This window comes from Nonomuraea sp. NPDC003707 (genome assembly GCF_053587055.1).
This window is the reverse complement of the sequence record NZ_JBSFNK010000002.1, coordinates 722111-734646: the sequence shown is the minus strand read 5'-3', so window position 1 is coordinate 734646 and position 12536 is coordinate 722111. Positions and strand designations below refer to the sequence as shown.

The 12536-nt window shown below is 68.9% G+C and carries 13 protein-coding genes; 3 read left to right on the top strand and 10 right to left on the bottom strand.

The genetic code is table 11. The features are described 5' to 3' along the window. Positions 1 to 10 precede the first annotated feature (10 nt). Positions 11 to 1327, bottom strand: coding sequence for a S41 family peptidase (locus tag ACWDRB_RS07450; RefSeq protein ID WP_449892248.1), 1317 nt, complete (start codon positions 1325 to 1327; stop codon positions 11 to 13). Positions 1328 to 1414: 87 nt separating this feature from the next. Here ACWDRB_RS07450 and ACWDRB_RS07445 point away from each other — a divergent pair, with 87 nt between their 5' ends. Next, entirely contained in the window at positions 1415 to 2068 is a 654-nt protein-coding gene (locus ACWDRB_RS07445) for a response regulator transcription factor (protein WP_449892247.1), read from the top strand. Beyond that, on the top strand, positions 2065 to 3168 hold the full coding sequence (locus tag ACWDRB_RS07440) for a HAMP domain-containing sensor histidine kinase (RefSeq protein ID WP_449892246.1): 1104 nt from the start codon (positions 2065 to 2067) through the stop codon (positions 3166 to 3168). Before ACWDRB_RS07445 ends, ACWDRB_RS07440 begins: the two co-directional genes overlap by 4 nt. Before the next feature lie 22 nt (positions 3169 to 3190). Here the strand turns inward: ACWDRB_RS07440 and ACWDRB_RS07435 are convergent, their stop codons facing one another. The 9 genes from ACWDRB_RS07435 to ACWDRB_RS07395 form a co-directional block, all read right to left on the bottom strand. Next, the gene (locus ACWDRB_RS07435; protein WP_449892245.1) at positions 3191 to 3778 is read right to left on the bottom strand and encodes an isochorismatase family protein; all 588 of its coding nucleotides are present in this window, start codon (positions 3776 to 3778) and stop codon (positions 3191 to 3193) included. Between the two features lie 179 nt (positions 3779 to 3957). Then, a complete protein-coding gene (locus tag ACWDRB_RS07430; protein ID WP_449892243.1) occupies positions 3958 to 4965 on the bottom strand; it encodes a 1-aminocyclopropane-1-carboxylate deaminase in 1008 nt (335 codons plus the stop codon). An 11-nt stretch (positions 4966 to 4976) separates the two neighbouring features. Beyond that, complete coding sequence (locus ACWDRB_RS07425) at positions 4977 to 5663, bottom strand: GntR family transcriptional regulator (protein ID WP_449892242.1); 687 nt, start codon at positions 5661 to 5663, stop codon at positions 4977 to 4979. Between the two features lie 45 nt (positions 5664 to 5708). Then, positions 5709 to 6875: a pyridoxal phosphate-dependent aminotransferase gene (locus ACWDRB_RS07420; RefSeq protein WP_449892241.1), complete on the bottom strand. Its 1167-nt coding sequence runs from the start codon at positions 6873 to 6875 to the stop codon at positions 5709 to 5711. A 34-nt stretch (positions 6876 to 6909) separates the two neighbouring features. Continuing rightward, positions 6910 to 7677: an amino acid ABC transporter ATP-binding protein gene (locus ACWDRB_RS07415; protein WP_449892240.1), complete on the bottom strand. Its 768-nt coding sequence runs from the start codon at positions 7675 to 7677 to the stop codon at positions 6910 to 6912. Then, positions 7674 to 8594: an amino acid ABC transporter permease gene (locus ACWDRB_RS07410; RefSeq protein ID WP_449892239.1), complete on the bottom strand. Its 921-nt coding sequence runs from the start codon at positions 8592 to 8594 to the stop codon at positions 7674 to 7676. Before ACWDRB_RS07410 ends, ACWDRB_RS07415 begins: the two co-directional genes overlap by 4 nt. 4 nt (positions 8595 to 8598) lie before the next feature. Next, complete coding sequence (locus tag ACWDRB_RS07405; RefSeq protein ID WP_449892238.1) at positions 8599 to 9540, bottom strand: ABC transporter substrate-binding protein; 942 nt, start codon at positions 9538 to 9540, stop codon at positions 8599 to 8601. Between the two features lie 220 nt (positions 9541 to 9760). After that, entirely contained in the window at positions 9761 to 10498 is a 738-nt protein-coding gene (locus tag ACWDRB_RS07400) for a GntR family transcriptional regulator (protein WP_363964463.1), read from the bottom strand. A gap of 31 nt (positions 10499 to 10529) precedes the next feature. Then, the gene (locus ACWDRB_RS07395) at positions 10530 to 11417 is read right to left on the bottom strand and encodes a dihydrodipicolinate synthase family protein (protein ID WP_449892237.1); all 888 of its coding nucleotides are present in this window, start codon (positions 11415 to 11417) and stop codon (positions 10530 to 10532) included. Between the two features lie 128 nt (positions 11418 to 11545). Here ACWDRB_RS07395 and ACWDRB_RS07390 point away from each other — a divergent pair, with 128 nt between their 5' ends. After that, positions 11546 to 12523, top strand: a complete 978-nt coding sequence (locus tag ACWDRB_RS07390; protein ID WP_449892236.1) for a dihydroxyacetone kinase subunit DhaK — start codon at positions 11546 to 11548, stop codon at positions 12521 to 12523. Positions 12524 to 12536 lie beyond the last annotated feature (13 nt).

Here is a 12536-nt window from a genome sequence, read left to right as displayed (position 1 = left end):
GGCGAGCGCGTCAAAGAAGCGTCAGTGCCTTGGCCACGCCTGGGTCGCGCCCGGTGGCCAGGTCGAGGGCGGTCATGGGGGCGTAGTGGTCGACCGGGACGCCGATCGTGTCGATGATCTCGCGGGCGGGCCCGAGGTGCCGGACCTTGGGCAGGAGCAGGATGCTGCCGTCGTCGAGGAGGTATCCGTCGCTGGGGCCGGAGACGGCCCCGGCGGTGCGGGTCCCGATGAGGGTGCCGAGGTCGTTGTCCTTGACGGCCGCGCTGAAGTCCTCGCAGGCCGAGGCGCATCCGCGGTCGGTGAGGACGACCAGGCGCGAGCCGAGCAGCGGGATGCTGTCGTCGGTCCGGTTGGGCACGCAGTCGCCCTTGAGCGGGCAGAAGTAGCTGGTGACCTTGCCGTGCGCGAACGCGCCGAGCAGCCGCGTCACCTCGCGAGGTGACCCGCCACCGTTGCCGCGCAGATCGAGGACCACCGCCTTCGGCTTGTCCTTCAGCTTGGCGATGACCTGGTCGGCGGCGCCTTCGTAGAATCCGGGCAGTTGGATGTACGCGACGCCGTCGGCGAGCTTCTTCGACGTCACCGCCGGAGGCTGCTGCGTGACGGGGCCCTCTCTGAGCTCGACGGTGCGGGTCCGTCCCGTTGTGGGGCGCTTGAGCGTGAGCGTCACCGTGCCGGCGGCGAAGGCTTGGACGATGCTCTGGTTCACGGTGTCCCCGATGAACGGCGGTATGCCGTTGGCCTTGACGATGATGTCGCCGGGCCTGATGTCGGCCTTGGCGGCGGGGCTGCCGGGCAGGACGCGGGTAATGAACAACGGCGGCTTGGCCGCCGGGTCGAGTTGCGGGCCCTGCTGGGCCGACACACCCACGATGCCTGTCCCGACCGGCCCGCCTTCCGGTGGAGGAGTCGGCCTGACCGCGCGGGCGTGGTTGTCGTGCAGTCCGGCGACCATCGCGGTGATCGCGGCGCGCAGCGCGGGCACGTCACCGGTGCCGAGGGCTTTCGCGAAGGCGGCCCAGTCGGTGTCGCGGTTCCCGGTCAGTTCGGGCAGCTGGAGGTCGGGCCGATCGGCGCCGCGCCGCATCAGGTCCTGGGTATAGGCGGCGAAGGCGCTCTTCAGCAGCGCCTTCGCATCCATGGCCGGACCGCTGTAGTAGTTGTCCAGCACGCAGAAGTACGCCTGCCGGAGCGTGTTCACCGAGGTCGGCGGCGCCGACTCCGGCGGTGGCCCGGTGAGGGCGGTGCAGCGCTCGGCAGGCGCGGAGGCGGGGGCGGACAGGGAGCAGGCCGCCATCAGGATGGCGGCGCAGAGGGATTTGATCACGCCGCCAGCGTGGCCGGAAGCGGGTTGCTCGGCTGTGAACGGATCCGTTAACGCCGCTGTTACCCCGATTCGGGTACGAACATCGCTATGCGGGTTCTGGTGGCCGAAGACGAACGAGACCTGGCCGATCTCGTGGCGGTGGGGTTGCGCCGCCACGCCATGGCCGTCGACGTGGTGTACGACGGGCTCGCCGCGTCGGAGCGGCTGGCGGTGAGCGACTACGACGTTCTCGTACTGGACCGGGACCTGCCCGAGATGCACGGCGACCTCGTGTGCCGCGAGCTGGTGGCGCGCGGGAGCCGTACGCGGATCCTGATGATGACGGCGGCCGCGGCGGTGCCGGAGCGGGTGGCCGGCCTCGGGATGGGGGCCGACGACTACCTGCCCAAGCCGTTCGACTACGCCGAGCTGGTCGCACGCGTGCAGGCGCTGGGGCGGCGCAGCCAGGCGCAGGTGCCGCCGGTGCTGACGCGGCACGGGATCGTGGTCGACACCCACCGGCTGCAGGCGTCGCGGGACGGGCGGCATCTGCAGCTGTCGCTCAAGGAGTTCGCCGTCCTTGAGGTGCTGATGAGGGCGGACGGCGCGGTCGTGAGCTCTGAACGGCTGCTCGAAGAGGCATGGGACGAGAACGTCGACCCGTTCACGACGGTGGTGCGGGTCGTGGTCAGCCGCTTGCGCGCGAAGCTGGGCGATCCGCCCTGCATCCAGACGGTTCCCGGCGCGGGATACGTGCTGTGACGACGGTCCGGGTACGACTCACCCTGATCTACTCCGGATTATTCCTGCTTACCTCGACCGTGCTGCTGGTCACGGTCAACCTGCTGCTGCGCCACGCGCTGGACAGGAGGATCGGGCGGATCGGGCCGCTCCCGGTGGCGCCGGCGGCGCCGGACCTCGCGGACCATCAGCCGCCGACGCTGCCCGATCTGGTGGACGAGGTGATCGACTACCAGTGGGGGGTGACCGTGGCGACGGTCGGAATCCTGACACTGGTATCAGTGATCGTCGGCTGGCTGGTCGCCGGGCGGATCCTGCGGCCCGTCCACCGGATCACCGCCACGGCGCAGCGGCTGTCCATGTCGACCCTGCACGAGCGCATCGCGCTCAGCGGGCCCAAGGACGAACTGAAGGAACTGGCCGATACGTTCGACGCGATGCTCGACCGCCTCCAACGCTCCGTCGAGGGGCAGCGGCGGTTCATCGCGAACGCGTCCCACGAGTTGCGGACCCCGTTGGCCGTCCAGCGAGCGGCGATCGAGATCGGCCTTCCTGAGGACGTCGGTGAGATCCGCGACAAGCTCCTGTTCCACAACCACCGCACCGAGAGCCTCATCGACGCCCTGCTGGTCCTGGCCCAGGCGGAGCACGGCCTCGAGAAGAGGACACCGGTGGCCCTGGACGAGGTGGTGCTGCTCGTCCTGGCCGAAGGCGGCTCGGACGAGGTCACCGTGACGACGCGGATCGAACCGTTGGTCGTCGACGGGGATCCGATCCTGCTGAGCCGGCTCGTCACGAACCTCGTCGACAACGCGGTTCGCCACAACCATCCCGGCGGAACCGTTGAGGTGACGCTCTCCCGTGGAGTTCTGACGGTCCGTAACACTGGCCCGCGCGTGCCCGAGGAACGTTTCGGCGATCTCTTCGAGCCCTTCCGGCGGCTGCAGACGACCCGTGGACAGGGCGCCGGGCTCGGGTTGTCGATCGTCGCGTCGATCGCGAAGGCTCACGGAGCCGACGTGCGAGCGAGCCCCAACCCGGGGGGCGGGTTGGAGCTCGTCGTGATCTTCGCGGGATCCGGGGATGCGGTGCCTGCCACGGACGACCGCAGCCAGTGCTGACCCCCGAACGTGGAGCCTGAGTTCAGGCGACGACAGGTTCGCCGGTCAGGGCGACACCGGCCCGGCGCATTTCGTCCAGTGCGGTACGCGTGGTGTCGGCGGCGACGCCGGCCGTGTAGTCGAGCAGGACCCGCACCGTGAAGCCGGCGCGCGCTCCGTCGAGTGCCGTGGCCTTCACGCAGTGATCGGTCGCGATGCCGACGACGTCGAGTTCGGCGACGTCACGGGCCTTCAGCCAGGCGGACAGTGTCGTGCCGTCCTGGGCCGAGCCCTCGAAACCGCTCTTGGAGGCGGAGTGAGCGCCCTTGTAGAAGACCTCGTCGACGTACCCGGAGTCGACGGCGGGCGCGAAATTCGGATGGAACTCGCCTCCCTCACTACCGACGACGCAATGCACGGGGAATGAGTGCTGGAAGTCGGGGTTGTCGGAGAAGTGGGCACCCGGATCGATGTGGTGGTCACGGGTGGCGAGGACGAAGGCATACTGCCCATCGGCGCGCCGGACCAGCTCGGCGATGGCGGCCGCTCGATCCGCGCCACCCTTCACCGGAATGCTGCCGCCCTCGCAGAAGTCCTTCTGCACATCGACGATGATCAGCGCACGACTCACGGAAATCCCCTTTCCTCGGATGAGTCACATCCACCCGATTGTGACATTGAGTGCAAGTGGCCTCACTATATGTGTTCATGCTAGGAGGCAGAAGAGAGCGCGCCGCTCGTTCGCCCGTCTCCCGCGCGGGCCGCAACCTGCCGTTCGAGCAGCCGATGGCGTTCGGCTCGGCCCAACGCTCAGCGGAAGACGCCGCTGTAGGCGTTGAGGGCGGGCTGGCCGCCGAGGTGGGCGTACAGGACGTTGGAGTCCTTGGGAATCTCGCCGCTGCGGACCAGGTCGATGAGCCCGGCCATCGACTTGCCCTCGTAGACAGGGTCGATGATCATCCCTTCCAGCCGTCCGGTGAGCCTGATGGCGTCGAGGGTGGACTGCACGGGGATGCCGTACCTGTCGCCGGCCCAGCCTTCCAGCACCGTGATCTCCTCCTCGTGCAGGTCCCGGCCCAGGCCGATGAGTTCGGCCGTGGCGCGGGCGATCTTCGCCACCTGGGCACGCGTCTCGGCGAGCTTGGCCGAGCCGTCGATGCCCAGCACGCGCCGGGGACGATCCTGGCCCGCGAAGCCGGCGATCATGCCTGCCTGGGTGCTCCCGGTGACGCTGCACACCACGATGGTGTCGAAGAAGACACCGAGCTCGCGTTCCTGCCGCTGCACCTCGTACGCCCAGTTGACGAAGCCGAGACCGCCCAGCGGATGGTCGGACGCTCCGGCGGGGATCGCGTACGGGCGGCCGCCGGCGGCCGTGACCCCCTCCAGGGCTTCGTGCCAGCTGTCCTTGAGCCCGATCCCGAAATCGGCCTGAATCAGGCGGACGTCCGCGCCCATGATGCGCGACAGCAGGATGTTGCCGACCTTGTCGTTGACCGCGTCCGGCCAGTCCACCCAGCTCTCCTGCACGAGTACGGCCTTGAGCCCGACCTTGGCGGCGACCGCGGCCACCTGCCGGGTGTGGTTGGACTGCACTCCCCCGATGCTGACCAGGGTGTCCGCGCCCTGGGCGAGGGCGTCGGGGATCAGGTACTCCAGCTTGCGGGTCTTGTTCCCGCCGAACGCCAGCCCGCTGTTGCAGTCCTCACGCTTGGCCCAGACGCGGGCTCCGCCGAGGTGGTCGCTGAGCCGGTCGAGGCGGTGGACGGGGCTGGGACCGAAGAGCAGCGGATAGCGCTCGAAATCATCGATGGACATGTTACGGCTCCTCAGGTTGACGGCTCGTTCTCGGAAGCGGCGGGCATGGCATCGAGGAGTGGGACCAGGGTCCCCCAGTTGGCGCGTACGGCGAGCGCCGCCCCCTCCACGTCTCCGGCCGCGCACAACGCGATGATCCGTTCGTGTTGTGCGACCGACCCCCGGCCGCTCAGGGAGGAGAACCGCATCCGCTCCACGCGCCGCAGCACCGGCGTGAACTGGTCGAGAACGGCACGTATCGCATGATTCGCGGACGCGATCACCGGGATGCCGTGGAAGGCGTCATCGGCGGCGAGCGCCGCGTCCGCGTCGTCGCGGCGCAGGGCATCGGCGAAACGCGCGTTGGCCTCGCGCATGGCGTCGAGTTCGCCGGCGGACAGATTCGGCAGTGCCTCCCGTACGGCGAGCTCGTGCATGGCGGCCGTCACCGACTGGGCGGCGCGCACGGACCGGACGTCCACCGTGCTGACGATGGTGTAGCGGCCAGGCTTGGTCAGCACCAGCCCGGCCTGCTCCAGACGTGTCAGCGCCTCCCGGACGGGAGTGCGGCTCACGCCCAGCCACTGTGCCAGATCGCCGTCGTTGAGACGTTCGCCCGGGGCGAGCGTGCCGTCGACGATGGCGTCTCGGATGGCGCGATAGGCGTTCTCCCGGAGAAGTGATCTGGCGACCACTCCTCGGCTCTGTGGAACCGGCATGCAATATATTGCATGACGCATGTCGCGAGGAGTCAAGCCCTCGTCTCAGAAACGCCCGGCGGGGTGAAGGAGGCCGCTGGCGCAGATGCGGCGGATGCCTTCACGCAGGTCGTCGGCGGAGGCCGCGAGCGACAGGCGGATGTACTCGCCCGAGCGTTCGCCGAAGGCCGGGCCGGGGCCGACCGCGACGCCGTGCTCGGTGATCAGTCTCTTGGCGATCTCCATGCCGTCGAGATCCCGGTTGCCGGTGCGCATCCACAGGTAGAAGGCGCCCTGCGGCCGGTAGACGTCGAATCCGTGGGCGGCGAACTCCCCGACGGCGAGGTCGCGGTTGGCCCGATAGGTCGCGACCATCGCGCGCTGCTCGTCTTGCGGCCCGGTGAGCGCGGCCAGTGCCGCGTACTGACCCGGTGTGCTGATGCAGGAGACCATCGGCTCCTGCAGGCGCGTGATGATCTCCGCGAGCGACGGCGGCGCCGCCAGGTAGCCGATGCGCCAGCCGGTCATCGCGTACGTCTTGGAGAAGGTGAACACCGAGATCGTCCGCTCCGCGCCGCCGACGGCCGCCGTGGAGGCGAAGGTGTCGTCGAACACGACCTGGTCGTAGCACTCGTCGGAGACGATCCACAGGTCGTTCCGCTCGGCGAAGGCGATCAGCTCCGCGAGGGTCCCGGCCGGGAACACCGACCCCACGGGGTTGGACGGCGAGTTCAGCATCAGCACCTTGGTGCGCGGCGTCACGAGCCGTTCCAGCTCGGCGAGGTCGGGGAGGAACCCGGTCTCGGGCGCCAGGGAGTAGGCCGTGGTGGAGGCGCCGAGGATCTTCCCGAACGCGATGTAGTTGGGCCAGGCCGGGTCCGGGATCAGGATGTCGTCGCCCGGCTCGACCAGCGCGGTGAGCGTGGCGAACAGCGCCTGCACCCCGCCGGCCGTGACCACGATGTCCTCGGGGCGGGCGTCGAACCCGTTGACCCGCTTGATCTTGTCGCTGAGCGCCGCCCGCAGTTCGGGGATCCCGGCGTTGGCCGTGTACTTGGTCCGCCCCGCCGCCGCGGCCTCGTCGGCCGCGCGCACCACGTGCGCGGGCGTCGGGAAGCCGGGCTCGCCGATCTCCAGCCGGATCAGGTCCGGGCGGGTGCCGGACATCGCCAGATCCATGATCGTACGGATGCCGTTGTGCTTCATGCCTGCGACGGCGGGGGCAGCGCGCATGCTTGGCTCTTTCCTGGAGGACCGCGTCCGGCGGTCAGTGAATGCTGCGGAGGAACTGCTTGGTGCGCTCGTGCCGGGGGTGGTCGAAGAACTCCTCCGGCGAGGCCGACTCGACGATGCACCCCTGGTGCATGAACACGACCCTGTCGGCGGCCTGGCGGGCGAACCCCATCTCGTGCGTCACGACGACCATGGTCATGCCGCCCCTGGCGAGGTCGGTCATCACCTTGAGCACCTCGCCGACCAGCTCGGGGTCGAGCGCCGACGTGGGCTCGTCGAACAGCATCACCTTGGGGTCCATGGCCAGCGCGCGGGCGATCGCCACGCGCTGCTGCTGCCCGCCGGAGAGCTGCGCCGGATAGTGGCCCGCCTTGTCGGACAGGCCGACGCTGTCCAGCAGCTCGGCGGCCCGCCGCTTCGCCTCGGCCTTGGGGCGGCCGAGCACGCCGCGCGGCGCCTCGATGATGTTCTGCAGCACGGTCAGGTGAGCGAACAGGTTGAACCGCTGGAACACCATGCCGATCGGCACCCGCTGCCTGGCGACCTGCTTGGGGGTCATCTCCCGGTAGTGGTCGCCGCGCGGCTCGTACCCGATGAGCTGGTCCCCCACCCAGATCTGACCGCCGTCGATGGTCTCCAGCCGGTTGATCGCGCGCAGGAACGTGCTCTTGCCGGCGCCGGAGGCGCCCAGCAGGCACACCACCTCGCCGCGGTTCACCTCCAGGTCGATGCCGGACAGGACCTCGAGCGGGCCGAACGACTTGCGCACGCCGACGGCCTTGATGATCGGACTGTCGCTCATGCCTTGGACCTCTTCATCGGGGGCCGCAGGATCGTACGCAGGATCGAGGCGCTCGCCGACCTCGCGCCCGGTGCCGACACGTCGTAGGCCCGCTCCAGGTAGTACTGGCCGACGCTGGTGACGCTGACCACGACCATGTACCAGAAGCCCGCGGCGAACAGCGTCTCCATGACCTGGAGGTTGCGGCTGGAGATGTTCTGCGCGGCGCGCAGCAGTTCCTCGTACGTGATGACCGAGGCGAGCGACGTGGTCTTCAGCATGTTGATGAAGTCGTTGCCGGTCGGCGGGATGATGACCCGCATCGCCTGGGGCAGCACGATCTTCCACATGGTGCGGGCCGGCGACATGCCGAGCGCGCCGGCCGCCTCGATCTGGCCGTGGTCCACGCTCTTGATGCCGCCGCGGATGATCTCCGCCATGTAGGCGGACTCGTTCAGCGCCAGGCCGAGCAGCGCCGCCATGAACGGCGTCATCAGATCGTTGGTGGTGGTGCTGAGGAGCACGCCACCGAACGGGCTGGGAATCGTGATCCGGTCCACGACCATCGACAGGTTGTACCAGATGAGGATCTGCAGCAGCACCGGCACACCGCGGAACAGCCAGATGTAGACCCAGGCCGCCTTGTTCGCCACCGGGTTGGCCGAGATGCGCAACACGGCCACGATCACGCCCAGCACGACCGCGATGACCTGGGAGATCACCGCGAGCAGCACCGTCTTCCAGACCGCCTGGAGCATGTTCGGCGAGACGATGTAGTTCGCGACGTCCGGCCAGATGATCTTCGCCTGGGCCATGGCGTAGACGATCCCGGCGACCAGGGCGACGATCAGGACTCCGGCCACCCAGCGCAGCGGGTGGCTGCGTTTGCGCATCACCGGGCCGGCGAGGTCGGGGCGGGCGGTGGTTGGTGTGGACATGGGGCTACTTCCCGCCGTTGACGACCGTCTTCGCGATCGCCCCGTTCGAAACGTTCCAGGCCTTGAGGATCTTGCCGTACGTGCCGTCGTCGATCAGCTCCTGCAGTGCGTCGCGGACCGCGTCACGCAGCTCGGAGGTGTCCTTGTGGAAGCCGATGCCGTACGGCGTGGCGAGGATCGGCTTGCCGGGAACGGCCTCGAAGTCCTGGCCCTTGCCGGAGTTCGTGGTCGCGTAGCTCACGTACGGGAGGTCGTTGACCTCGGTGTCGTTGCGTCCCGACTTCAGGTCGTTGAGCCGCTGCTGGTCCAGATTGCTGGTGACGATCTGGATCGCGGGCTTGCCCTTGGCCTGGCACATCGACGGGCCGACCTTCTCCATCCACTCCTCCTGCGAGGAGCCGGGGGCGGTGCTGGCCTTCTTGCCGCACAGATCCTCGGGGCTCTTGATCCCTGACGGGTTGCCCTTCTTGACCATCAGCGTGATGCCGGAGTTGAAGTAGTCGACGAAGTCGATCTTCTGCTGCCGGGTCGCGTTGTCGTTCATCGACGAGATGGTCATGCTGACCCGCTTGCTCTGCAGGCTGGTGATCAGCGTGTCGAACGGCAGGTTCTGGATCTGGGTCTCCAGGCCCAGCTTCTTGTTGATCGCGGTGATCAGGTCGATCTCGAAGCCGATCGGCGTACGGGCGTCCGCGGCGAGGAACCCGTTCGGCGGGGTCTGCAGGTTGGCCCCGACCACCACCGGCTTGCCCTGCAGGTCGGCGACCTGTCCGGCGAGCTTGTCGTCCTTGGTGACGGCCTTGACGATCGGCGCGGTCACGTCCTGCGGACCGCCCTCGGCGCCCGCCTGCGCAGTCGCGCCGGCGCCTGCCGTACCACCACTGCACGCGGACAGTCCGAGGCAGGCCGCGGTGGCCAGAGTGGCGAGCTGCCAAGTTTTCATCATCTGGGTCTCCGGGCGTTGAGGGCGAGGGATGGGGAGAGGTTCGAGGATCTGGCATGCCAGATATTTAGGGCCAGATGCTAGACCCGGCCGGCGAGGCATGTCCAGGGAGGAAGGCGGTTTTCCCGGCGAGCGAGAAAACCGCGGTTTCAGGCGTATTCACGCAGGCAGACAGAGCGGACCGGCCGGGAGGCCCGGCACGGCCGTGATCGACGAACGACGGTCAGCGCTCGCCGAGAACCTTGGGGAGATCCTCCTTGGTCGCGGTCTCGACCTCGTCGACGTGCAGGGCCGCGAACGCGCTGGCGGCCTCGGCGTCGCGGTCGAGCATCGCGTCGACGATCTCCAGGTGCCGTTTGGTGGACAGCGCCGCCCGGTCGATGCCGGTGGCGCCGAGCACCTGGATCCATTTCAGGAACGGCTCCACGGACAGCCGGACGCGCATCAGCCGCTCGTTGCCCGCCCACGCGATGATCGTGCGGTGCAGCCGGAAGTCGCTGTCCAGGAAGGGCTGCAGATCGCCCTTCTTGGTGGCATTCTCGGCCTCGACGATCTCGTCACGCAGGTCGCGCAGCACCGACTCGGGCATCGTCTCGGTGGCGAGCCCGGTGCAGATCCATTCCACGGCCTTGCGCAGCTGGCAGAACTCGGTCACGTCATCGATGGTCGGGGTGACCACGTAGGTGCCGGAGCGCTGCTTGCTGCGGACCAGGCCGTCGTACTCCAGCCGATTGAGCGCGTCGCGCACGGGGGTCTTGGAGATGCCGAACTCGTCGATCAGCGCCTGGATGTCGATCCGCTGGCCAGGCCGCATCTCGCCGTGCACGATGCGCTTCTGCAGCACCCAATAGAGCTGGTCCGGCAGCTTGTCGACCACGATCCCACCCTCGGAGGCGCCGCCCGTCAAGAAGCGGACGGTCTTCGGCTCTTTGGGCGCCCTGGGGGGCTTGGCAGCGGCCATTGCCGCATCCTCCCGTCTGGCATGCCAGATTTCAAGTCAGGAGACCGGCCGCGTCCAGGGCCGTCCTGATCCGTTCGACAGTGTCCGGTGCGGCGGGGGTGAACGGGCGCCGCGGGTTGCCGACCTTGCGGCCCTGCAGGTTCAGCGCCGCCTTCAGCCGCTCGGGCAGGTCGGGGCCGTCGAGCTCACGCCACACCCTCAGGATGACCTCGTGCAGCTCGCGGGCCCGCCCGTGGTCGCCGGCCTGCACCGCGTCCCACAGCTCGACGCTGAGCCTGGGCGTGACGGTCGGGATGGCGGCCAGCGCTCCGTGCGCGCCCAGCGCGAACGCGGGATAGTGCAGGTCGTCGAGCGCGGCCAGCACGGTGATGTCGTCGCGGTAGAAGGCCAGGATGTCGGCGAGAAGGTGCATGTCGCCACCCGACTGCTTGATCGCCACGACCTCGGGGATCTCGATCAACCGGCGCAGCACCGGCGTGCGGACCAGCGCCCACGGCACCACGTTGTAGACGACGATCGGCAGGCCGATCTCGGCGCCGATGGTGCGGTAGTAGTCGACGGTCTGGTCGTCGGACGGCGCGAAGACGTAGTGGACCGGGGTGATCTGCAGCGCGTCGACGCCGACCGCCTTGAGCGCACGCGCGTACGTGAGCACCTCGGCGGTGGAGTTGCGGATGATGCCGCCGACCACCGGCACGGCACCGCCGACCTCGTCGACGACGACCCGGCAGATCTCCGCGCTCTCCTCGGCGGACAACGTCTGCCCCTCACCGGTGCTGCCGCACGCGCAGATGCCGTGCACACCGGAGTCGAGCAGGTACCGGACGTCGGAGCGCAGCAGGTCGTAGTCGACCTGATCGTTGTCGTCGAACGGGGTGACGACCGTGGAGATGATTCCGCGCAGGTTGACTGACTTCATGAGTCGCCTCTTCTTCCTGGGCACTCGGGGCGGATGGGGGAGGGTGGACGACCACCGGGCTGAGAATCTAGCATCTGGCACGTGGCATGTGGAATGCCAGTTTGCACTTCAAGTCGAACGGAGCGGCGATGGCCCCCTACTTCATGCGTTCAGCCGACGATCTGGTGGCGGACAGCCTGCGGGGGCTGGCCGCCGCCCGGGCCGGAACGGTACGGCTGAGCACGGACCCTCGGTACCTGCTCGCCACCGACCCCGCCCCGGGCCGCCGGGTCGGCCTGGTCTCCGGCGGCGGCTCCGGCCACGAGCCGATGCACGGCGGCCTGGTCGGCCGCGGCCTGCTGGACGCCGCCGTCCCCGGCGAGATCTTCGCCTCGCCGCACAACCGGCAGATCTACGAGGCGTCACGCGCGGCGGCCAAGGAGGCCGGCGTGCTGCACATCGTGAAGAACTACACCGGCGACATCATCAACTTCGGCATCGCCCGCGAACGCCTGGCCATGGACGGCATCGCCTGCGCCGAGCTGGTGGTGGACGACGACCTCGCCACCGACGACCCGGAGATCCTGCTCGGCCGGCGCGGCACCGGCGCCACCGTACTCGTCGAGAAGATCCTCGGCGCCGCCGCCGACCAGGGCGCCGGCCTCGAGGAGCTGCGCTCGCTCGGCCGGGCGTTCCTGGACCGCACCCGCAGCATCGCGGTCGCCAACCGGTTCCACACCGGCGTGCGGACCGGCACCGTGCAGGCCGAGCTGGGCGACGGCGAGCTGGAGTACGGCGTCGGCATCCACGGCGAGCGGTCGGGCGAGACCATCGAGACCCCCCGGCTCACCGACCTGCTCGCGCGGATGACAGGCGAGTTGATCAGCGCGATCGAGCCGGCGCCGGGCGCGCCGCTGCTGCTGTTCGTCAACGGGCTCGGCGCCACCACCGAGCTCGAACTCTTCGGCATCTTCGGCCTGGCCGCCGGGCATCTGGCGGATCTCAGGCACACCGTGAGCCGCAACTTCGTGGGTTCGTACGTCACCGCGCTGGACATGTCGGGCTTCTCCCTCACGCTCGCCGAGCTGGACGAGCGCACCACCGCGTTGTGGGACGCCGGCGCGTGAATCATCCGAACCC